The sequence below is a fragment of the Paenibacillus radicibacter genome, assembly GCF_024721995.1.
Lineage (GTDB): Bacteria > Bacillota > Bacilli > Paenibacillales > NBRC-103111 > Paenibacillus_AM > Paenibacillus_AM radicibacter.
This window is the reverse complement of sequence record NZ_JANQBC010000017.1, coordinates 40,926-61,645: the sequence shown is the minus strand read 5'-3', so window position 1 is coordinate 61,645 and position 20,720 is coordinate 40,926. Positions and strand designations below refer to the sequence as shown.

Genomic DNA, 20,720 nt, shown 5'->3' with positions numbered 1-20,720 from the left:
AGGAGCACCGCTGGGTAGCTATGTACGGAGGGGATAAGCGCTGAAAGCATCTAAGCGCGAAGCCCCCCTCAAGATGAGATTTCCCAATTAGTAAGACCCCTTGTAGACGACGAGGTTGATAGGTTGGGGGTGGAAGCGCGGCAACGTGTGGAGCTGACCAATACTAATAGGTCGAGGGCTTATCTAAATACTTACGAAGTTTACTTCGTAAAAACCGCTTTATTCTTCAATTCGCATCTAGTTTTCAAGGTACAAACCATAGTGTTTGTTATAAGAATCTGTAATCACATAAGTGATACAGGTTTTTTTTGTTTATATAGCTGTAATTTCGTATAGACTCCCTTCACTTGTCTCATACTAAATGTAGATATGGATTTCCAACTCCACCCTTGTCAATTGTTGCAAGATTGATTATAATGTACTCAAGGTCAAAGAAAGTCAAAGTCAATTAAGCTTCAAACGGAAAGGAGGGGGAAGGGTGCGTAACGTATCCGAAATCATTGAACAATATTTGAAACAAATATTGCAGCAGAGCCCCGATCAAGCCGTTGAAATTCAGCGTAATGAACTTGCTGAGGAGTTTCAATGTGTTCCTTCACAAATCAATTACGTAATCTCTACACGGTTCACTTTAGAAAAAGGCTATTTAGTCGAAAGTAAGCGCGGTGGTGGCGGCTATATTCGGATTCAGAAATTGTGCTTGCAATCGCATGCGTCAATTATAGATTTTATTTTCCAGACGATACAAGATCAGATTGATCAATCTTCTTCAGAGGGGTTAATTTACCGTCTTAAAGATGGTGGTCATATCTCAGTAAGAGAAGCGAATCTCATGCAGGCAGCGATCTCTAGAGAAACGTTGCAAGTAAAGCTACCTGTACGTGATCAACTGCGAGCAAGAGTTTTGAAAGCCATGTTAATTTCTTTATTAAGTTAGGGGTAAGGAGAGTAGACCTATGATCTGTCAAGAATGTGGTAAAAAACCGGCTTCCTTGCATTTTACAAAAATCGTGAATGGTGAGAAAACAGAATTCCATTTTTGTGATTCATGCGCCAGGGAAAAAGGCGATCTGTTGCCAGGAACGACAAATGGGTTCTCGATTCATAATTTACTATCGGGATTGCTTGATTTTGATATGAGTAATGGAGCAAATGGCTTTGCAGCAAAAGCTGCACCTACGATTCACTGTGATCACTGCGGTTTAACGTATACGCAATTCACGAAATTAGGTCGTCTTGGTTGTGTGGATTGCTACAATAATTTTGCAGAAAAATTAGATGGTGTATTAAGGCGAGTTCATGGGAATACCGTTCACGTCGGAAAAGTACCGAAACGATCTGGTGGACTCATTAAACATAAACGAGAAATTGAAGGTCTCAAGAAAGACATGATGACACGCATTGAGCGTGAAGAGTTCGAACATGCTGCAAAAATTCGAGATGAGATTCGCGCAATCGAGAAGAAAATATCCGAGCAAGAAGGGTAATCCATCGTAGCAGTTGGAGGAGGCAAAGGTATGGCATATGAACGATTTACTCGTGAGGCATTAAGTGATTGGATGAAGGGAGATGGTCCTGACTCTGATGTAGTGATCTCTTCGCGAGTACGGATTGCACGTAATTTGCGCGGCGTTCCTTTTCCGATGCTTGCGACGAATGCGCAGTCTGAACAAGTATTGAATCAAGTGACCGATGCTGTAAATAGTGAAGAGCTTGGGACAATTGGTGATTTCACCATCGTACCTTTATCTGAATTAAATGAATTGGAGAAGAAAGTGCTCGTTGAGAAGCATTTGATCTCTCCTAATTTAGCGAATGATTCTCGAAATGGTGCTGTTGTGCTTAGTGAACAAGAATCTGTATCGGTGATGGTCAATGAAGAGGATCATCTACGCATACAATGTTTATATCAAGGTTTCCAAGTGAAAGAAGCTTGGGACTTGGCATCTCAGATTGATGATGTGTTTGAAGCACAGCTTAATTATGGTTACGATGAGAAAAAGGGATATTTAACTTGCTGCCCAACTAATGTGGGCACAGGAATTCGAGCATCCGTGATGATGCACCTGCCGGCACTCGTGTTAACGCAGCAGATCAATCGTATTTTATCTGCAGTCCAACAAGTGGGTTTAGCTGTTCGCGGTTTGTATGGCGAGGGCAGCGAAGCGGTGGGTAATATTTTTCAAATATCCAATCAGATCACGCTAGGTCAATCCGAAGATGAGATCATTGATAATTTGCATAGTGTTGCTAGACAAATTATTGAGCATGAGCGTGCAGAGCGTCGTAAATTGATGCTGGATATGAAAACTCGCATTATCGACCGGGTCTCACGTTCCCTGGGGATTCTCACCTATGCAGCCATTATGGACTCGAAGGAAGCCGCTCAGCGCTTGTCAGATGTGAGGCTCGGCATTGAACTAGGCATTATCGAGAATGTCTCTGCTACAGCACTCAATGAACTTCTTGTCATGACACAACCTGGTTTTTTACAGCAGATTGCAGGAGTTAAGCTATCGGCAGAAGAAAGAGATATACGCAGGGCACAAATTATCCGCGATCAATTAACTGGAACTAAGTAATTCGATCTATTTTTAAATATAAGTATTCATTGGAGGTGCAACGATTATGATGTTTGGAAGATTTACAGAAAGAGCACAGAAGGTGCTGTCTCTCGCACAAGAAGAGGCAGTTCGTCTAGGTCATAATAATATTGGTACTGAGCACATTTTGTTAGGTCTTATTCGAGAAGGGGATGGCATTGCAGCGAAAGCGCTAATTGCCTTGAACCTAGGTCTTGAGAAAATTCAAGACGAAGTCGAATCTCTCATTGGTAGAGGGCAAGAGCAGCCAACGAATATCGCTTACACACCACGTGCCAAGAAAGTAATCGAGTTGTCGATGGATGAAGCACGTAAATTAGGTCATACGTATGTAGGTACAGAACATATTCTTCTTGGTCTTATCCGTGAAGGTGAAGGTGTAGCCGCTCGAGTTCTAGGCAACCTTGGCGTTTCACTTAATAAAGCACGTCAGCAAGTGTTGCAATTGCTAGGTTCTAGCGAAGTCGTATCCAGTTCTCATGGGAATAGCTCGAATGTAAGTACACCAACACTTGATTCCTTAGCTCGTGATTTAACGGCATATGCGAAGGAAGGTCATTTAGATCCGGTAATTGGTCGTGCAAAAGAAATTGAGCGCGTCATCCAAGTACTTAGCCGTCGTACGAAGAACAATCCTGTTCTAATCGGTGAGCCGGGTGTAGGTAAAACTGCAATTGCAGAAGGATTGGCACAACGTATTATTTTGAACGAGATTCCTGAGACGCTCAAAGATAAGCGCGTCATGACTTTAGATATGGGTTCTGTTGTAGCTGGTACGAAGTACCGTGGGGAATTCGAAGATCGTTTGAAGAAGATCATGGATGAGATTCGCCAAGCAGGGAACATTATCTTGTTCATTGATGAGCTTCATACGCTCATTGGTGCTGGTGGTGCTGAAGGGGCGATTGATGCTTCGAATATCTTGAAACCAGCGCTTGCGCGTGGGGAACTTCAATGTATCGGTGCTACGACACTTGATGAATATCGCAAATATATTGAGAAAGATGCAGCTCTTGAGCGTCGTTTCCAACCGATTACGGTGGATCAACCATCTCCAGATGAAGCGATTCAAATTCTTCACGGACTACGTGATCGTTATGAAGCGCATCACCGTGTGAAAATTACGGACGCAGCGATTGAAGAAGCAGTGAAATTGTCGGATCGCTATATTCCAGATCGTTTCTTACCGGATAAAGCGATTGACCTCATTGACGAGGCAAGTTCCAAAGTGAGACTTCGCTCTTACACGATCCCGCCTTCACTTAAACAGCTTGAGAACAAGCTTGAAGATATTCGTAAGGAAAAAGATGCGGCTGTTCAAAGCCAAGAGTTCGAGAAAGCAGCATCCCTTCGTGATACGGAGCAGAAGCTGCGTGAAGAGCTCGACAGCACGAAGAATGAGTGGAAAGAGAAACAAGGTCGTCTGGATACAGAAGTTACACCAGAGGACATTGCTCAGATCGTTGCTTCTTGGACTGGAATTCCAGTTTCCAAGCTTGCAGAAGAAGAGACAGCTCGTCTACTCAAGATGGAAGATATTCTTCATGAACGTGTAATCGGTCAAGAAGAAGCAGTGAAAGCTGTATCCCGTGCGGTTAGACGTTCCCGTGCAGGTCTTAAAGATCCGAAGCGTCCGATGGGCTCCTTCATATTCTTAGGACCAACTGGGGTTGGTAAAACTGAACTTGCTCGCGCACTCGCTGAATCACTATTCGGTGATGAGAATGCAGTGATCCGCATTGATATGTCCGAATACATGGAGAAGCACTCCACTGCACGTTTAGTAGGTGCGCCTCCAGGATATGTTGGATTTGACGAAGGCGGTCAATTGACAGAGAAAGTACGTCGCAAGCCATACTCCGTTGTTCTTCTTGATGAAGTAGAGAAGGCACACCCTGAAGTGTTCAATATCTTGCTTCAAGTATTGGAGGATGGTCGCCTAACGGACTCCAAAGGTCGTACTGTTGACTTTAGAAATACACTTATCATCATGACGTCTAATGTTGGTGCGGAAGCGATTAAGAAGAACTCGTCGCTGGGATTCACAGCTGTACAGGATTCCGGTCGCGACTATAACAACATGAAGGATAAAGTTATGGGTGAACTGAAGAAATCGTTCCGTCCAGAGTTCTTGAACCGGATTGACGAGATCATCGTGTTCCACTCCTTAGATGAGAAGCACATTGCTGAGATCGTATCAATTTTAGCGAATCAATTGCACAAGCGCTTGAAGGAGCAGAATATTGATTTTGCTCTGACGGATTCGGCCAAAGCGTTCCTTGCAAAAGAGGGTTATGATCCAACTTATGGAGCAAGACCGCTTCGTAGAGCGATTCAGAAGCATATTGAAGATCGCTTGTCGGAAGAATTGCTTAGAGGCAATATCGTGAAGGGCGATTCGGTAACCATTGATGAAAAAGAGGGTGAACTTGTCGTCCTACGCAACGAAGGCGTTACGGTTCAATCGTAAAATTGTGTATTAGATTATGAAATCCAGGAGATCATTCTCCTGGATTTTTTTGTGTGAATTGATTTCGTCAGATAAAAAAATCATTGCATGGTTTTGCTTTTATATCTGGCTTAGAAATGGTAAACTTTGAAGGGTATGTATAGAACGGAAAAAGTAAGCGTAGCAGAGAAAAGGGGCGTCATCGTAATTGAGTAAAACGAAAACGAAATTTGTATGTGGGGAGTGCGGCTGCGAATCACCGAAATGGATGGGAAAGTGTCCGAGTTGTCAGAACTGGAACACAATGGTTGAAGAAACAGAGTCGGTTGTTAAGACACAAGGTGTGGGAACATCTTTTTTGCGAACGAAAGAAAAGCCAATTTCGATCATAGATATAGAGAGTAGTCCTGAACCTCGTGTAGTGACATCGAATGAGGAGCTCAATCGTGTGCTCGGCGGAGGTATTGTTCCAGGTTCATTGATCCTTGTCGGCGGGGATCCGGGTATTGGAAAATCGACATTACTGCTGCAAACCTCGCATTCCTTAGCAGCTGCAGGTCAGAAAGTTCTCTATATATCGGGTGAGGAATCGATTAAGCAGACCAAGCTTCGTGCAGATCGATTAGGCACCATTGCAGCATCTTTGTTTGTGCTGTGTGAGACGAATTTGGATCATATCGAAGAGGCCATTACCGATATTGATCCGGATATCTTAGTGATTGACTCGATTCAGACGGTCTATCATCCTGCGAATACATCAGCACCGGGAACGGTCGGACAGGTGCGTGATTGTACAGGACATTTCATGCGAATTGCCAAGACCAAGGGTATTGCAACGATACTCGTTGGACATGTGACTAAAGAAGGAGCAATTGCAGGACCTAGGCTCCTTGAGCACATGGTGGATTGTGTGCTTTACTTTGAAGGGGACCGTCATCACAGCTATCGTGTTCTGCGAGCGGTGAAGAATCGATTCGGATCGACGAACGAAATTGGAATTTTTGAGATGCGTGAAGAGGGACTCGTGGAAGTGAATAATCCTTCAGAATTATTTTTATCCGAGCGTCCACTTGGAGTTGCAGGTTCAACGGTTGTTGCTTCGATGGAAGGAACACGTCCCATTTTGGTCGAAATTCAAGCGCTTGTATCTTCAACAAACTTCCCAGCGCCAAGACGAATGGCAACAGGGGTTGATCATAATCGGTTATCGTTAATTATTGCGGTACTCGAGAAGCGAATCGGTATGTTTTTGCAAAATCAAGATGCTTACCTCAATGTGGCAGGCGGCGTAAAGCTAGATGAACCGGCAGTTGATTTAGCTGTCGCGATTGCGATTGCATCCTCACTGAAAGAACGGCCTACACAGCCTTATGATGTTGTGTTCGGTGAGATTGGGTTAACAGGAGAAGTGCGCGGCGTGTCTCGAATAGATCAGCGGGTGAAGGAAGCGCAGAAGTTAGGCTTCCGCCGGGTTATACTACCAGAGAAGAGCATGAAGGGTTGGCAGCATCCTGAAGGAATACAGTTGATCGGGGTTAATACAGTGGCCGAGGCATTAAAAGCGGCATTTGATTAAAGATTAGAGGCTATTTAAGTTTCAGGAGGAAACAACATGAGTAAAGAGGAAATAAAAAGGGATGTCATGAGCCAGCTGCTGCAGTTTGTGGCTCCTGGTACAGCGCTGCGGGATGGCTTAGAGAACGTTCTTCGTGCGAAGACCGGTGCCCTCATCGTGCTTGGGTACGATGACGAAGTCATGAGCGTGGTCGATGGTGGATTTTCAATTAATTGTGACTTTTCGCCTGCTTATTTATATGAACTTGCCAAGATGGACGGCGCGATTATCTTAAGTGAAGATGGCAAGCGAATTATGTATGCCAATGCGCAGCTGAATCCAAGCCCAGATGTTGCTTCAACTGAGACTGGTATCAGGCATCGTACAGCAGAGCGAGTAGCGAAGCAAACGGGAAGACTTGTGGTATCAATCTCACAAAGAAGAAACATCATTACATTATACCAAGGCAACTTGCGCTATTCTCTTAAAGACATCGGTGTCATTCTGACGAAAGCGAATCAAGCAATTCAGACGTTAGAGCGTTACAAGTCCGTTCTTGACCAATCGATTACGAATTTAGGTGCTTCTGAGTTCGAAGAACTTGTAACTTTGCATGATATTATTCATGTACTGCAACGTATTGAGGTTGTATTACGTATAAAAGGTGAGATCAATAAATTTATTAATGAATTAGGTACAGAAGGAAGACTCATCTCCATGCAGCTCGAAGAGATGGCGGGTAACATGGAATCAGAAGCACGGTTAATAATTAAAGATTATGTACGTGAACTGACAGATGAGAAAGTAAAAGAAGCTTTCGCTGGACTCACACGTGTATCCAATGGCGATGAGCTGCCTGATGCGCATCATATTATTCGATTACTAGGTTTCCTTCATACGAATTCGATTGCAGATGAGCAGGTTTCTCCACGCGGCTTCCGCGTCCTGAATAAGATCCCAAGATTGCCATCGGTTATTATTCATAACTTGGTGGAAGAGTTCGGACATTTGCCGCAAATTGTTGCTGCGACCATTGAAGATTTGGATGAAGTGGACGGAATTGGTGAGGTTCGGGCTCGTGCTATTAAAGAAGGGCTAAAACGAATTCAGGAGCAAGTGTTCATTGACAGACATATCTAATTTGCATACAATCGTAATATTGATCTTTCGTTTAGGGAACAGTAGAACTTAGAGGTGACAATAATGATAAAAAAATCATTGCCCAGTGTTTTTACAATAGGTAATTTATTTCTTGGAGTGCTAGCGATCATTCTCGTGTTTAACGATCATGCTGATCGTGCAGCTGTACTTGTCATCATTGCGATGCTTTTGGACGGACTTGATGGTCGAGTAGCTCGTGCACTTAATGTACAAAGTGAATTTGGTAAAGAGCTCGATTCTCTCTCTGATGTAATTTCGTTTGGTGTAGCACCTGCTTTTATCATGTACTATGTAGCATTTACAGAACTAAACCCAATGCTTGCATGGACGGTAACAGCGATCTTCCCAATCTGTGGAGCGATTCGTTTAGCAAGATTTAACGTTGTTGCAGGTACACCAGGCTACTTTATCGGTATGCCAATTCCAGCAGCAGGCGGTATCCTAAGTACTTTAGCGTTATTCCACGCTGATGTGCCAGCGGCAGTAACAGTTATTGCAACTGTATTATTATCGTACTTAATGGTGTCCCGTTTAAAATATCCAAACTTCAAGAAATCAGGCATTCCAAAAGCAGCAATTTGGTTCACACCGATTGTAATTGGGGTTGCGATCTTCTTAGCGCTTCAATTCCCAACATACATTTCCAACGGAATTTTAGTTCTCTTGCTGCTCTATGCGCTCTTGGGCTTAAAAAAAAACGTTGATGGAGTCTTCACAAAACTGCGCAGAAAAAAACGCAGCGAAAAATCCGAAGACGTGAATCAAAAATTAAATTTTTAAGACAAAAATAAAAGCATTTATTGCTCCGAATGTGGAGCGATAAATGCTTTTTTTGTTAAGACATCTTTTTTTGTTAAGACATATTGAATAATCCAAGAGTGGTACATTTCTGAGATTCTTTCTGCAACGTTTCTTGAAGATCAACATCAAGTAGATTGGAAAGTGCCGACAAGTAGAAGATGTGTTTACCAATCTCGGAGCGGACAACTTCTGAACAGTGCTCGCACAAGTGACCATGCATGTGAGTTCTTATGCTCTCTTGCGCTTCTTCAAGGGACATATCAGGTGTGTAAGGTTGTTTGGAAGCATTAACTTCTACGCATCCGCATTCCGTAATCGATTTAATGACAGAGCGGTTGACAGCCGCACCGGATTGTTGGAATTTAGATAGGACATCAAGTAAGCTTCGGTGACGGAGCAATAAATCAGAGACTTGGTCCTGAAATTGTTTAAGTGTCATCGCGTTCAATCCATTCACCTCTTTTGATATTCGTTGCTACTTATTATATAAGAAGCTGGGTATTATTTCAATTTTTATGATTACCGAGACAATTTTTGGACCATAATTATAAAGAGATGGAACAAAATAGAACCAAAAATTGTAGGAGGTGAGTCTGCCTTGAAAAAATGGATTGGAATGTTATGTGCAATTATGGGTGGTTTATATGGGTATCAATGGAGTGAACCCATCGTTCATGCACTTTTTATTTCGGAAGGCAGTGGACAAGCTCTTGTTGTGAAATTATTGATGGTAATTGGAATGTTTGCAATTGGAGCTGGAGTAGGTCGCATCGTAGCTAAACTGCTGGAGTACGGTGAAATTTCGGCTTCACAAGTTTCAGTTGGAGAATTATTCTCTGGTACGGCTGGTCTTGTTACAGGGTTGATTATATCGGTATTATTGTTCCCTTCGTTACAGCATCTCGTTGGGGTTGAGCCTATACTTCCTCTTGTAGTCACTGCACTGCTTGGAATTCTGGGGCTGCGAATTGGACATAGCAAGAAAGAAGAAATTTCACAGTGGTTAGGTAAAATAAAACTACAAGTCAGCGGCGCACCTTCTGTTAAACCGACTGCTGAACACAAAATTTTGGATACTTCTGTCATCATTGATGGGCGTATTGCGGATATTTGTAAAACAGGCTTCATCGAAGGAACACTTGTGATTCCAGAGTTCGTGCTCGAAGAATTACAACATATTGCGGACTCTTCAGATTTACTCAAACGTAATCGTGGACGTAGAGGTCTCGATATTTTGAATAAAATCCAGAAGGAATTGGACGTTAAAGTGCTGATTTATGAAGGTGACTTTGAAGATGTGTCGGAGGTAGACTCCAAACTTGTTAAACTCGCCAAAGTGCTTGGCGGGAGTGTTATTACGAATGATTTTAACTTAAACAAAGTATGTGAACTGCAAGGAGTTGCGGTTCTGAACATTAATGATCTTGCGAATGCAATCAAGCCGGTTGTATTGCCAGGTGAAGAGATTCTCGTTCAGGTGATTAAGGATGGTAAGGAACATGGACAAGGTGTTGCTTACTTAGATGACGGGACGATGATTGTTGTAGAAGGTGGACGTGACTTTATTGGCATGATGCTGGAAGTCATGGTGACAAGCGTTCTTCAGACTTCAGCTGGAAGAATGATCTTTGCCAAACCGAAACTATTGGAAAAAGCCCAGTAATCCTTGTATGATTGTGATAGGAAATATTCTACACAATAAGATGGATATACCGGGGGTTAAGATGGCAAAGCTAGGCATTGTTGTGGTAGCAGCAGGTCGGGGATCGCGTATGGGAACTGCAGAAAGTAAGCAGTATTTACTCCTTGGCGGTAAACCGATTCTTGTACATACGCTCATGCGCCTCAATCAGATGAAGGCGATTGATTCGATCGTGCTCGTTGTTGGACAAGAGGATGTGGCTCGTTGCCAAACTTATATTCAGCAGTATGGGTTAACGAAGCTGAGCCATGAACATGTAATTGCAGGTGGTTCAGAGCGCCAACACTCTGTTCGAGCAGGTCTTGATCATTTACCAAGTGATGTGGACTGGGCGCTTGTGCATGACGGCGTACGACCATTTGTAGCAGAAGAACATATTGAAGCATGCTGGCAGGAAGCGATGAAACATGAGGCAGCCGTGCTTGCTGTGCCAGTTAAAGATACAATTAAAGTTGTAAATGAGCAGGGTGGGATTCAGTCTACACCTGACCGTAGAAGCTTGTGGGCGATTCAGACCCCACAGGCTTTTCGACTGTCGTTACTTAAAGAAGCGCATCGCCTTGCGTTTGAAGACCATTTTGTAGGCACAGATGATGCGATGTTGGTTGAGCGATTAGGCGTAACGGTTCAAGTTGTAGAAAGTGATTATTATAATATCAAAATAACGACTCCAGAAGATTTACCATGGGCGGAGTGGATTTTGCACAATGTGAGGGGAGAGGCTTTATTATGATTCGAGTAGGACAAGGATTTGATGTGCATCAATTAGTAGAGGGACGCAAGTGTATTATTGGGGGTGTTGATATTCCTTATGAAAAGGGACTATTAGGCCATTCTGATGCAGACGTTCTGCTTCACGCGGTGACGGATGCGATCCTAGGTGCGCTTGCCCTTGGGGATATCGGCAAGCATTTTCCAGATACAGATGCAGAATTTAAGGATGCAGATTCCTTAAAATTGCTCAAAGCCGTTTGGGCAATGGTACGCGAACGCGGCTACAAATTGGGGAATATCGATTCCACGATTATTGCACAGAAGCCGAAGATGGCACCTTATATCCCGCAAATAGCTGAAATTATCGCAGAAGCACTAGATGCTGACGTTGATCAAGTGAATGTAAAAGCAACAACAACAGAGTGGCTAGGATTCACGGGTCGTGGGGAAGGTATTGCTGCGCAATCTGTTGTTTGTTTAGTGAAAGATATGCTATGATTGGCTATCGATAGATACAGGTTCGTGCTTACAACATTAGGAGAAATGAGGAAATACCATGACAAAACCGGTTCGCGTGCGCTACGCACCAAGTCCAACGGGTCTACTGCATATCGGTGGCGCTCGTACAGCACTTTTTAATTACTTATTAGCTCGTAAGAACAACGGATCATTCATCGTCCGTTTTGAAGATACAGATCAGACAAGACACATGGAGAGCGGCATTGATTCGCAGTTAAACGGTCTTCGTTGGTTAGGTATTAACTGGGATGAGTCTGTTGATATTGGGGGTCCTTATGGTCCATACCGTCAAATGGAGCGTCTTGATCTTTACCGTCCACTTGTCGACCAATTGGTGCAAGAAGATAAGTCTTACCCTTGTTACTGTACAGAGAGTGACTTAGAGAAGGAACGTGCAGAACAGGAAGAGCGCGGCGAAATGCCGATGTATTCGGGTAAATGTCGTAATCTGACGCTTGAGCAGCGTACACAATTTGAAGCAGAAGGTCGCAAGCCGTCGATTCGTTTCAAAGTACCACGTGATCGCGTGATTCAATTTGTGGATAAAGTACGTGGCGAAGTGGAGTTTGAGACGAACGGTATTGGTGATTTCATCATCATGCGTCCAGATGGTATTCCAACGTATAACTTTGTTGTTGTAGTGGATGACTATATGATGAAGATGAGTACAGTCATTCGTGCTGAGGAGCATTTAACGAATACACCGCGCCAGATTATGATCTATGAAGCATTAGGCCAAGAATTGCCTGAGTTTGCTCATTTGTCGCTAATTCTGAACCCGAATCGCAAGAAAATGAGTAAGCGTGATGCATCACTTATTCAATTTATTGATCAATATAATGAACTTGGCTACATGCCTGAGGCTGTTGTGAACTTTATCGTGCTTATCGGTTGGTCACCGGTTGGCGAAGAAGAGTTCTTCACAATGGATGAGCTGATCGAGCAATTCGATTTAGATCGTGTATTGAAGAGCCCTGCTGTATTTGACATGGATAAGTTGAACTGGATGAGCAATCACTATATCAAGAAAGCGCCGCTCCTGCGTGTCGTTGAATTAGCATTGCCTCATTTGCAAAAAGAAGGTCTGTTGCCAGCTGAACTGGATGAAGCAACTCGTGATTGGGCTGTGAAGTTAATTGGTCTATATCAAGAGCAGCTACGCTTCGGTGCAGATATCGTGAGTCTGTCCGAAATGTTCTTCAGTGAAGGGTTCACAATGGAAGAAGAGGGCGAAGCTGTCATGCAAGAAGAGCAGGTACCTGCGGTACTACGTTCATTCTTAGCACAAGTCGAAGCTTCTGAGACTTTTGAAGCGGCAGACATTCAACCTCTTATTAAGAAAGTACAAGCGGAGACGGGTACGAAGGGCAAAGGCCTATTCATGCCAATCCGTGTTGGGCTTACAGGTCAAGTACATGGTCGTGATCTAAACATGACGATTCATTTGCTTGGAAAAGAAAAAGTTATCGCGCGTTTGCAGAAAGCCTTGGCATAAAGGGTAACTTTCGCTTATACTAAATCAATCCAAGTGTGTGAGTGGTGAAGAGGCTTCGATGATATCTGCTAGCAGGTTTATCTTCACACCACATACGCCATGAATAAAGAACAACAATAGCTATGAATAGGAAAAGTACGCTTATGTCAGGGTTTACAGAGAGGGCGAACGAGGTGTTCCTGCACCTTGCGCTGGAAGTCGTCTATTCCCGATAATCGGAACATGCACCTAGGAGCTGCTTGATCGATCTGTACAGGTACAGGGTAGATGAAGCCGGTTTGCTACCGTTATGAGCATTGAGTTCGTGACTCATCCTCACGAAAGCAGAGTGGAACCGCGTGAACACGACGCCTCTGCAGCCTTATTTCTTCACCGAAATAGGCTGTGGAGGCTTTTTTATTTTAAGATGAGAATGGAAAGGTGACACAGAATGTGGGAAAGAATAAAAGCAGATATCCAAGCGGTTTTCGAGAATGATCCAGCTGCCCGCAGTACGTTTGAAGTTGTGTTTACCTATTCCGGGCTGCATGCCATATGGCATCATCGTATTGCACACTGGTTTTATAAGAAACATTTCTTCACGATCGCACGTATCATATCGCAAGCTTCTCGCTTTCTAACAGGTATTGAGATTCACCCCGGTGCACATCTTGGCAATCGTCTATTCATTGATCATGGCATGGGGGTCGTTATCGGGGAAACTTGTGAGATTGGTGATGATGTCGTGCTCTATCAAGGGGTTACCTTAGGTGGAACGGGCAAAGAGAAGGGGAAGCGTCACCCGACGATCGGAAGCAATGTGGTCATTGCTTCTGGGGCGAAAGTACTTGGTTCGTTTACTGTCGGAGATAACTCGCGCATTGGTGCGAATTCGGTCGTGCTGCAAGAGGTACCGCCAATGAGTACAGTCGTAGGGATTCCTGGTAAAATAGTCAAGCGTGACGGCGTACGTATTAATCGACTCGATCATGGTGTTCTCATTGACCCGGTCATTGACATTTGTCGCAAGCTACAAGCCCAGATTGATGAGATGCAATGCATGTGCGAACAAATTAACGAAATTCCGAAACTGCGAGAGCAGATCGTAACATTAAAACAACAGCTCGAAATCGAGCGAAGTAAGAATGGAGGAGTTGCATATGACAATACACATTTATAATACGATGTCACGGCAGAAGGAACCTTTTGTTCCACTTGAACCAGGTAAGGTGAAGATGTATGTATGCGGACCAACCGTATATAACTATATTCATATTGGAAATGCACGGGGCGCAATTTTCTTTGATGTAGTCCGCAGATATTTAACACACGCAGGTTATGATGTGAATTATCTTGTGAACTTTACAGATGTAGACGATAAGCTCATCCGTAAAGCGGAAGAGATGGGTGAGAGCGTTCCAGAACTAAGCCAGCGCTTTATCGATGCTTACCTTGAGGATGTAAAGGCAGCAGGTATTCACCCCGTGTCTCATCATCCGCGTGTAACGGAGAACATTCAAGAAATTATTGATATGGTACAAAAGTTAGTCGATACCGGATATGCGTACCCAAGTGGTGGCGATGTTTACTATCGTACATCCAAGTTTGAAGAATACGGCAAGTTATCTCATCAGAACTTAAACGAACTGCAGTTCGGTATTCGTATTGATGTCGATGAGCGCAAAGAGAATCCGCAAGACTTTGTATTATGGAAAGGTGCGAAGCCAGGTGAGATCTCGTGGGTCTCTCCTTGGGGTGAAGGTCGCCCAGGTTGGCATATTGAATGCTCTGCGATGGTGCATAAGTACCTTGGAGAGACGATTGATATTCACGGTGGCGGTCAAGATTTGCAGTTCCCGCATCATGAATGTGAAGTTGCGCAGACGGAAGCCTTTACAGGTGTGAAGATGGCGAATTACTGGATGCATAACGCATTCCTTAACATTGATAATGAAAAAATGTCCAAATCTCTCGGTAACGGTATCTTGCTTCGCCAAGTGTTAGAACAAGTGCGTCCACAGACGTTCCGCTTCTTTATCTTGAATGCACATTACCGTAATCCGCTGAACTTTAGTGAGGAAAGCATTGAGCAAGCAGATAACTCTGTGGAACGGATTCATAATTGCGTATGCAACTTGAACCATCGCCTAGAGACTGCTTTAGAAGGCGAAATCGCTCAAGATGTTGTGGATCGTATGAACCAAATTAAACAGCAGTTTGATAGCAAGATGAACGATGATTTCAATACGCCAGATGCGATTACTGCGTTATTCGAACTTGTATCTGAAGCGAATGTTTACTTGCAGCAAGAGCAAGTAACGGCTTCGACTCTTCGTGCTTTGTTAGATGCACTGCAAGTATTTAATGGAGTGTTAGGTCTACTTTCGGATGAGTCCGATGAACTGCTCGATGAAGAAATCGAACAATTGATCGCAGAGCGTGTAGCAGCACGTACATCTAAAAATTGGGCGCGTGCAGATGAAATTCGTGATTTGCTGACGGAACAAGGTATTTTCTTGGAAGATACTCCACAAGGCATCCGCTGGCGCCGCAAATGAGTGATATGATGAATCCGTTTTTCATACCACCAGGGAAAAAGCCGAATTTGATCCAGCCTTTAGTTCTTGCTTATTTAGGGGATGCTGTTTTTGAAATGTATATTAGACAGCATGTTATTACCAATCCGAATCATCGCCCGAATCACCTGCATCGTTCATCAACGAAATATGTGTCTGCCAAAGCGCAGGCACGTATTTTAGAACGATGGATGCCTCTCTTAAATGAGGACGAGCTCGATATTGTACGTCGCGGTCGTAATGCCAAATCAGGTACGGTCCCGAAGAATGCAGATTTGCTTGAATATCGACATGCAACAGGTATGGAGTGTTTAGTGGGCTATTTATACTATAAAGAGGAATACACAAGATTGCGTGAACTGCTAGATATCGCTGTCGCGCCGCAAATGGAGGGTAAATAACGAATGAGTCAAGAAGAAGATTACATCGCAGGGAAACACTCAATTATCGAGGCACTTCGTGCAGGCCGACCGATAAACAAGATTTGGATTGCTGAAAATGCACAGAAGGCACTTACACAACCTATTATTGCAGAAGCAAAAAATCATGGGATTATCGTACAGTTTATTGATAAGCGTAAGCTCGATCAAATGGTACCTGATGTTCAGCATCAAGGTGTTGTTGCACAAGCGGCAGCTTATGAGTATGTAACAATTGAGCATATTCTTGATGTTGCGAAGCAAAAAGGGGAAGATCCGTTCATTCTCATTTTGGACGAGATCGAAGATCCACATAACTTAGGTTCGATTCTACGAACTGCTGATTGCACTGGTGTGCACGGAGTTATCATTCCGAAGCGCCGCGCGGTAGGTTTAACTGCAACTGTATCCAAGATCTCCGCTGGTGCTGTTGAATATGTGCCCGTTGCTCGTGTGACGAATATCGCCCAAACGATTGAACGTCTAAAAGAATTAGGTGTGTGGGTAGCGGGTACGGATGTAGCTGCACCAGAGAATGTATATCGTAACAATTTCAAGATGCCACTTGCGCTAGTCATTGGAAATGAAGGTAAAGGCGTTGGTCGTTTGATCAAAGAAAAATGTGATTTCCTTGTTAAATTGCCGATGCATGGCCAAATTAACTCACTTAACGCTTCTGTTGCAGCGGGTGTACTCATGTACGAAGTTGTGCGTCAGCGCAGTATGGGCTGATTGCTTCCATGCAGGAGTTTCTTGTCGTAGACGGCTATAACATTATTGGAGCGTGGCCGGAGCTGAAACAGCTTAAAATTACGAACTTAGAAGAAGCTAGAGATCTGCTTATACACAAGCTCTCGGAGTATCAATCCTTTTCAGGTATGAAAGTGTACGTCGTCTTTGATGCTTATCAAGTACCAGGCCTAGGGAAAACATACAATCAAGGACGACTGACTATTCTATACACCAAGGAAAAAGAAACAGCCGATGAATTGATCGAGAGCTTGGTTACTGGCCTGATCGGCAGACGCAAGCAAGTGTATGTGGCCACATCGGATATGATTGAGCAGCATGTCATATTTGGAGCGGGTGCTCTGCGGCTTACTGCTAATGAATTACGCAGAAAAGTGCAGCAAAGTCATGAAGAGATCAAGGGAATGATCAAGCCAGTCAAAAATTATACAAGAAATACCGTAAGTGGAAATATGGATGAGAAGACAAAAGCATGGTTTGAACAGATGCGAAGGGGCAAATAGCGCGCCATTATGCCGTTAAATGCGCATTATTCTCGTTGACGTCCTCGGAAATGTTCATGTATACTTGACCTAGCTTTATATTGCATAAATTGGTAGCACTTTTAGGCCGGGCCGGAGGGATTGAAAGGTGAGTGTCGACCTCAAGGATTTGAAAATTAGCGACTACGAGTCTGTAATGGACGAGGACATAGTCGAAGCGGTCCGCCAAGGCAATAGCGACGCGCTGGAATATTTGATTCATAAATACCGCAATCTCGTTCGAGCGAAAGCCCGTTCCTACTTTCTTATAGGAGCTGATCGTGAAGACATTGTGCAAGAAGGCATGATTGGTTTATACAAATCGATTCGTGACTTTCGTGGCGATAAATTGGCTTCATTCAAAGCATTCGCAGAATTGTGTATCACCAGACAAATCATCACCGCAATCAAAACCGCTACAAGACAGAAGCACATCCCCCTTAACTCCTATGTTTCACTAGACAAGCCCATCTATGATGAAGACTCTGATCGCACATTGCTTGATGTTATTTGCGGTTCGCGTGTATCTGATCCTGAAGAGCTGATTATTAATCGGGAAGAATTCACAGGGCTTGAAGATAAAATGGGTGAAATCCTTAGTGAGCTAGAGCGGCGGGTATTAATGCTGTATCTCGACGGTAGATCGTATCAAGAAATTGCAGTTGACTTGGATCGTCATGTCAAATCAATTGATAATGCTTTGCAGCGAGTAAAGCGTAAGTTGGAACGTTATTTAGAAGTACGGGACTTATTATAAATGAATCGTTATACAAACAAGTGCTCACATATGCGGGGCACTTTTTTTGTTTTTAATAGAAATAGATTTCGCAAAATTGTACCTGTCGTGCTAATTGTTGGGATAGTTCGGAGTAGTGCTTATAGTGAGGAATCTGTTTAAGGCCGCGGGTATACGTACATAATGGTTATATCAGCGTAGGATTTAGAGTGTTTCTAACAGGTATGTATAGCATTGTTTGAATAGCAGTTCTTCTTGACATGAAAATTCACTTATGCTAAAGTATTGCAGGTAGCCCTGTATAGCGTTTCTTTATGATGCACAAAAAACGGGGCGGAATTGAAGTATGTCTCGGGAGGTGTAACGCATGCGGGTTTTCATTACATTAGCGTGTACAAATTGCAAACAAAGAAACTATACATCCGTTAAAAATAAGCGCAACAATCCAGACCGTATGGAACTTAAGAAGTATTGCAGACATTGCAATGAACATACTGGTCATCGTGAGACTAGGTAGTTTAGTGGGGGTGTAGTTGTGTCTTTATTTACGCCAGTAAAACGCAGCTTTTCTTCTATGTTTACCTTTTTTAAGGAAAGTGGTACTGAATTAAAAAAAGTAAAGTGGCCAAGTCGCAAAGAATTAACTAGCTACACTCTAGTTACTCTTGGATTAGTCGCTTTCGTCGCGGTTTACTTTTTCTTGCTCGATCTTGGCATTAGTGAATTGCTAAGGACGATCATATAATCGCGATGGAAAACATGGAGAAAAGATGGTACGTCGTACATACCTATTCTGGGTATGAAAACAAGGTCAAAGCTAATTTGGAGAAACGCGTTGAATCAATGGACATGACGGACAAGATCTTCCGCGTCCTTGTTCCGATGGAAGAAGAAATCGTGAACAAAGACGGTAAGAAGAAGTCTGTTATGCGAAAAGTGTACCCTGGCTATGTGCTTGTGGAAATGATTCAAACTGACGACTCCTGGTATGTCGTTCGTAATACGCCCGGTGTTACCGGATTCGTGGGCTCTACGGGCTCTGGTTCCAAACCGACAGCTCTTTTACCGGAAGAGGTTGAAGCTATCCTTAAACATATGGGTATGGATGAGCCGAAGCCAGTTATTGATTTCGAGTTGAAAGACAATGTTCGTGTTATGGTTGGTCCGTTTGCTAACTTCGTCGGCTCGATCGAAGAGATCATCGTTGAGAAGAGCAAGCTAAAAGTTCACGTCAATATGTTTGGCAGAGAAACCCCGCTAGAGTTAGATTATACTCAAGTGGAGAAGCTATAAAAGTCTGGTTTCTTTGGCCTGTTCCTGTCTAGGAGTGGGCCTTTTCAGTGGGAGGGAATTTCATCCCGTCTGACCACAATACGAGCAAGGAGGTGTCTCACATGGCTAAAAAGGTAATTAAAATGGTGAAACTGCAGGTTCCTGCAGGGAAAGCGAATCCAGCTCCACCGATTGGTCCAGCATTGGGTCAAGCAGGGGTTAACATTATGGCTTTCTGTAAAGAATTTAACGCTAAGACTGCTGATCAAGCGGGACTAATTATCCCAGTTGAAATCACAGTATTTGAGGATCGCTCGTTTACGTTTATTACGAAAACTCCTCCGGCTGCAGTTCTTCTTCGCGTAGTTGCTGGTATCGAAAAAGGATCAGGCGAACCTAACAAGAAGAAAGTTGCAACTGTTAAACGCGATAAAGTTCGTGAAATCGCTGAGCAAAAAATGCCTGACCTTAACGCTGCATCCGTTGAATCTGCAATGCGTATGGTTGAAGGTACAGCTCGCAGCATGGGTATCACAATCGTTGACTAATTCCATTTGTAAGGCGGCTATTTAGTCGCAATCGGTGGGAGGATTATCCGTTAAAACCACAAAGGAGGAACTAACATGGCTAAACATGGTAAGAAATATGTTGAAGCGGCTAAGCAAGTTACAGCTGAAACGTTGTACGATCCGCAAGAAGCGATTGAACTAGTGAAGAAGCTTGCTACTGCTAAGTTTGATGAAACTGTTGATATCGCTGTTCGCTTGGGCGTTGACCCAAGAAAACAAGACCAAGCTGTACGTGGTGTAGTTGTATTGCCACACGGTACTGGTAAAACTAAGCGTGTCTTAGTATTCGCTAAAGGGGAAAAAGCAAAAGAAGCTGAAGCTGCTGGCGCTGATTTCGTAGGCGATGCTGACATGATTAACAAAATCCAACAAGGTTGGTTCGATTTCGATGTCTGCGTAGCTACTCCTGACATGATGAGCGAAGTTGGTAAATTGGGTCGTATTCTTGGTGGTAAAGGCTTAATGCCAAACCCTAAAGCAGGCACAGTTACTTTCGACGTTACTAAAGCTGTTCAAGAGATCAAAGCAGGTAAAATCGAGTACCGTCTTGATAAAGCAGGACAAATTCATGCTCCACTTGGTAAAGTATCTTTCGATGCTGATAAGTTGGCTGACAACTTCAAAGCATTGCTTGATGCGCTTGTAAGAGCGAAACCAGCTGCGGCGAAAGGTCAATACCTTAAAGGTGTTGCTGTTTCTTCCACAATGGGACCAAGCGTACGTGTGAACCTGCAATCCTTTAGATAAGATTCCTTCCAAAAGAAGGATGTGAATTGACTTTCATAGTCATTCATGATAATCTATCTAAGGTTGTTAAAACGAATAGTAGACCGTAGACAGTAGGTGCTGAAAAGCTTAATTTCCTGCCGAGGTGTTGTGATATAAAGTTCGCTTGTCTC

At 43.5% G+C, this 20,720-nt stretch carries 23 protein-coding genes, 1 rRNA gene and 2 other annotated features (1 of these 26 only partly in view); of the genes, 23 read left to right on the top strand and 1 reads right to left on the bottom strand.

Annotated elements, in window-relative coordinates:
• The 8 genes from NV379_RS24645 to pssA all read left to right on the top strand — a co-directional run.
• Window positions 1–187, top strand: a 23S ribosomal RNA gene (locus NV379_RS24645); the annotation flags it as partial.
• A gap of 291 nt (window positions 188–478) precedes the next feature.
• Window positions 479–937, top strand: coding sequence for a CtsR family transcriptional regulator (locus NV379_RS24640; RefSeq protein WP_258210002.1), 459 nt, complete (start codon window positions 479–481; stop codon window positions 935–937).
• Between the two features lie 19 nt (window positions 938–956).
• On the top strand, window positions 957–1,487 hold the full coding sequence (gene mcsA / locus NV379_RS24635) for a protein-arginine kinase activator protein McsA (protein WP_258210001.1): 531 nt from the start codon (window positions 957–959) through the stop codon (window positions 1,485–1,487).
• A gap of 30 nt (window positions 1,488–1,517) precedes the next feature.
• Window positions 1,518–2,582 (top strand): protein-arginine kinase McsB, encoded by a 1,065-nt coding sequence (gene mcsB, locus NV379_RS24630; RefSeq protein ID WP_258210000.1) that lies wholly within the window; start codon window positions 1,518–1,520, stop codon window positions 2,580–2,582.
• Between the two features lie 46 nt (window positions 2,583–2,628).
• Entirely contained in the window at window positions 2,629–5,073 is a 2,445-nt protein-coding gene (gene clpC / locus NV379_RS24625) for an ATP-dependent protease ATP-binding subunit ClpC (protein WP_258209999.1), read from the top strand.
• 187 nt (window positions 5,074–5,260) lie between these two features.
• Window positions 5,261–6,628, top strand: coding sequence for a DNA repair protein RadA (radA, locus tag NV379_RS24620; protein WP_258209998.1), 1,368 nt, complete (start codon window positions 5,261–5,263; stop codon window positions 6,626–6,628).
• A gap of 36 nt (window positions 6,629–6,664) precedes the next feature.
• A complete protein-coding gene (gene disA / locus NV379_RS24615; protein ID WP_258209997.1) occupies window positions 6,665–7,747 on the top strand; it encodes a DNA integrity scanning diadenylate cyclase DisA in 1,083 nt (360 codons plus the stop codon).
• Window positions 7,748–7,810: 63 nt separating this feature from the next.
• A complete protein-coding gene (gene pssA / locus NV379_RS24610) occupies window positions 7,811–8,548 on the top strand; it encodes a CDP-diacylglycerol--serine O-phosphatidyltransferase (protein ID WP_258209996.1) in 738 nt (245 codons plus the stop codon).
• A gap of 73 nt (window positions 8,549–8,621) precedes the next feature.
• On the opposite strand, the gene NV379_RS24605 is transcribed toward pssA, so the two are convergent.
• On the bottom strand, window positions 8,622–9,017 hold the full coding sequence (locus tag NV379_RS24605) for a DUF1573 domain-containing protein (protein ID WP_258209995.1): 396 nt from the start codon (window positions 9,015–9,017) through the stop codon (window positions 8,622–8,624).
• 150 nt (window positions 9,018–9,167) lie between these two features.
• Here NV379_RS24605 and NV379_RS24600 point away from each other — a divergent pair, with 150 nt between their 5' ends.
• The 15 genes from NV379_RS24600 (at window position 9,168) to rplA (ending at window position 20,568) form a co-directional block, all read left to right on the top strand.
• Window positions 9,168–10,232 (top strand): PIN/TRAM domain-containing protein, encoded by a 1,065-nt coding sequence (locus NV379_RS24600; RefSeq protein WP_506737382.1) that lies wholly within the window; start codon window positions 9,168–9,170, stop codon window positions 10,230–10,232.
• A gap of 61 nt (window positions 10,233–10,293) precedes the next feature.
• Complete coding sequence (gene ispD, locus NV379_RS24595; RefSeq protein WP_258209994.1) at window positions 10,294–11,004, top strand: 2-C-methyl-D-erythritol 4-phosphate cytidylyltransferase; 711 nt, start codon at window positions 10,294–10,296, stop codon at window positions 11,002–11,004.
• Entirely contained in the window at window positions 11,001–11,483 is a 483-nt protein-coding gene (gene ispF / locus NV379_RS24590) for a 2-C-methyl-D-erythritol 2,4-cyclodiphosphate synthase (RefSeq protein ID WP_258209993.1), read from the top strand. Before ispD ends, ispF begins: the two co-directional genes overlap by 4 nt.
• 58 nt (window positions 11,484–11,541) lie before the next feature.
• A complete protein-coding gene (gltX, locus tag NV379_RS24585) occupies window positions 11,542–12,999 on the top strand; it encodes a glutamate--tRNA ligase (RefSeq protein WP_258209992.1) in 1,458 nt (485 codons plus the stop codon).
• Window positions 13,000–13,112: 113 nt separating this feature from the next.
• Window positions 13,113–13,357, top strand: a binding site (T-box leader).
• 72 nt (window positions 13,358–13,429) lie between these two features.
• The gene (gene epsC, locus NV379_RS24580; RefSeq protein ID WP_258209991.1) at window positions 13,430–14,158 is read left to right on the top strand and encodes a serine O-acetyltransferase EpsC; all 729 of its coding nucleotides are present in this window, start codon (window positions 13,430–13,432) and stop codon (window positions 14,156–14,158) included.
• Complete coding sequence (gene cysS / locus NV379_RS24575; protein WP_258209990.1) at window positions 14,139–15,536, top strand: cysteine--tRNA ligase; 1,398 nt, start codon at window positions 14,139–14,141, stop codon at window positions 15,534–15,536. The genes epsC and cysS overlap by 20 nt, the downstream gene beginning before the upstream one ends.
• An 8-nt stretch (window positions 15,537–15,544) precedes the next feature.
• Window positions 15,545–15,955, top strand: a complete 411-nt coding sequence (locus tag NV379_RS24570) for a Mini-ribonuclease 3 (RefSeq protein WP_258209989.1) — start codon at window positions 15,545–15,547, stop codon at window positions 15,953–15,955.
• 3 nt (window positions 15,956–15,958) lie between these two features.
• Window positions 15,959–16,705, top strand: coding sequence for a 23S rRNA (guanosine(2251)-2'-O)-methyltransferase RlmB (gene rlmB, locus NV379_RS24565; RefSeq protein ID WP_258209988.1), 747 nt, complete (start codon window positions 15,959–15,961; stop codon window positions 16,703–16,705).
• Between the two features lie 8 nt (window positions 16,706–16,713).
• On the top strand, window positions 16,714–17,226 hold the full coding sequence (locus tag NV379_RS24560) for an NYN domain-containing protein (protein ID WP_258209987.1): 513 nt from the start codon (window positions 16,714–16,716) through the stop codon (window positions 17,224–17,226).
• A gap of 127 nt (window positions 17,227–17,353) precedes the next feature.
• A complete protein-coding gene (sigH, locus tag NV379_RS24555; RefSeq protein ID WP_258209986.1) occupies window positions 17,354–18,001 on the top strand; it encodes an RNA polymerase sporulation sigma factor SigH in 648 nt (215 codons plus the stop codon).
• Between the two features lie 346 nt (window positions 18,002–18,347).
• Window positions 18,348–18,497, top strand: coding sequence for a 50S ribosomal protein L33 (gene rpmG, locus NV379_RS24550; protein WP_258209985.1), 150 nt, complete (start codon window positions 18,348–18,350; stop codon window positions 18,495–18,497).
• Between the two features lie 57 nt (window positions 18,498–18,554).
• The gene (secE, locus tag NV379_RS24545) at window positions 18,555–18,725 is read left to right on the top strand and encodes a preprotein translocase subunit SecE (protein WP_258210003.1); all 171 of its coding nucleotides are present in this window, start codon (window positions 18,555–18,557) and stop codon (window positions 18,723–18,725) included.
• Between the two features lie 14 nt (window positions 18,726–18,739).
• Complete coding sequence (gene nusG, locus NV379_RS24540; RefSeq protein ID WP_258209984.1) at window positions 18,740–19,273, top strand: transcription termination/antitermination protein NusG; 534 nt, start codon at window positions 18,740–18,742, stop codon at window positions 19,271–19,273.
• Window positions 19,274–19,374: 101 nt separating this feature from the next.
• Window positions 19,375–19,800: a 50S ribosomal protein L11 gene (gene rplK, locus NV379_RS24535; protein WP_258209983.1), complete on the top strand. Its 426-nt coding sequence runs from the start codon at window positions 19,375–19,377 to the stop codon at window positions 19,798–19,800.
• 75 nt (window positions 19,801–19,875) lie between these two features.
• The gene (rplA, locus tag NV379_RS24530; protein ID WP_258209982.1) at window positions 19,876–20,568 is read left to right on the top strand and encodes a 50S ribosomal protein L1; all 693 of its coding nucleotides are present in this window, start codon (window positions 19,876–19,878) and stop codon (window positions 20,566–20,568) included.
• Window positions 20,569–20,633: 65 nt separating this feature from the next.
• Window positions 20,634–20,720 (top strand) — a sequence feature (ribosomal protein L10 leader region); it runs 59 nt beyond the window's last position.

Coding starts and splice junctions, on each gene's coding strand:
- mcsA (WP_258210001.1), top strand. CDS start 957: ATGATCTGTCAAGAATGTGGTAAAAAACCGGCTTCCTTGCATTTTACA.
- mcsB (WP_258210000.1), top strand. CDS start 1,518: ATGGCATATGAACGATTTACTCGTGAGGCATTAAGTGATTGGATGAAG.
- clpC (WP_258209999.1), top strand. CDS start 2,629: ATGATGTTTGGAAGATTTACAGAAAGAGCACAGAAGGTGCTGTCTCTC.
- disA (WP_258209997.1), top strand. CDS start 6,665: ATGAGTAAAGAGGAAATAAAAAGGGATGTCATGAGCCAGCTGCTGCAG.
- pssA (WP_258209996.1), top strand. CDS start 7,811: ATGATAAAAAAATCATTGCCCAGTGTTTTTACAATAGGTAATTTATTT.
- ispD (WP_258209994.1), top strand. CDS start 10,294: ATGGCAAAGCTAGGCATTGTTGTGGTAGCAGCAGGTCGGGGATCGCGT.
- ispF (WP_258209993.1), top strand. CDS start 11,001: ATGATTCGAGTAGGACAAGGATTTGATGTGCATCAATTAGTAGAGGGA.
- gltX (WP_258209992.1), top strand. CDS start 11,542: ATGACAAAACCGGTTCGCGTGCGCTACGCACCAAGTCCAACGGGTCTA.
- epsC (WP_258209991.1), top strand. CDS start 13,430: ATGTGGGAAAGAATAAAAGCAGATATCCAAGCGGTTTTCGAGAATGAT.
- cysS (WP_258209990.1), top strand. CDS start 14,139: ATGACAATACACATTTATAATACGATGTCACGGCAGAAGGAACCTTTT.
- NV379_RS24570 (WP_258209989.1), top strand. CDS start 15,545: ATGAATCCGTTTTTCATACCACCAGGGAAAAAGCCGAATTTGATCCAG.
- rlmB (WP_258209988.1), top strand. CDS start 15,959: ATGAGTCAAGAAGAAGATTACATCGCAGGGAAACACTCAATTATCGAG.
- NV379_RS24560 (WP_258209987.1), top strand. CDS start 16,714: ATGCAGGAGTTTCTTGTCGTAGACGGCTATAACATTATTGGAGCGTGG.
- rpmG (WP_258209985.1), top strand. CDS start 18,348: ATGCGGGTTTTCATTACATTAGCGTGTACAAATTGCAAACAAAGAAAC.
- secE (WP_258210003.1), top strand. CDS start 18,555: ATGTTTACCTTTTTTAAGGAAAGTGGTACTGAATTAAAAAAAGTAAAG.
- nusG (WP_258209984.1), top strand. CDS start 18,740: ATGGAGAAAAGATGGTACGTCGTACATACCTATTCTGGGTATGAAAAC.
- rplK (WP_258209983.1), top strand. CDS start 19,375: ATGGCTAAAAAGGTAATTAAAATGGTGAAACTGCAGGTTCCTGCAGGG.
- rplA (WP_258209982.1), top strand. CDS start 19,876: ATGGCTAAACATGGTAAGAAATATGTTGAAGCGGCTAAGCAAGTTACA.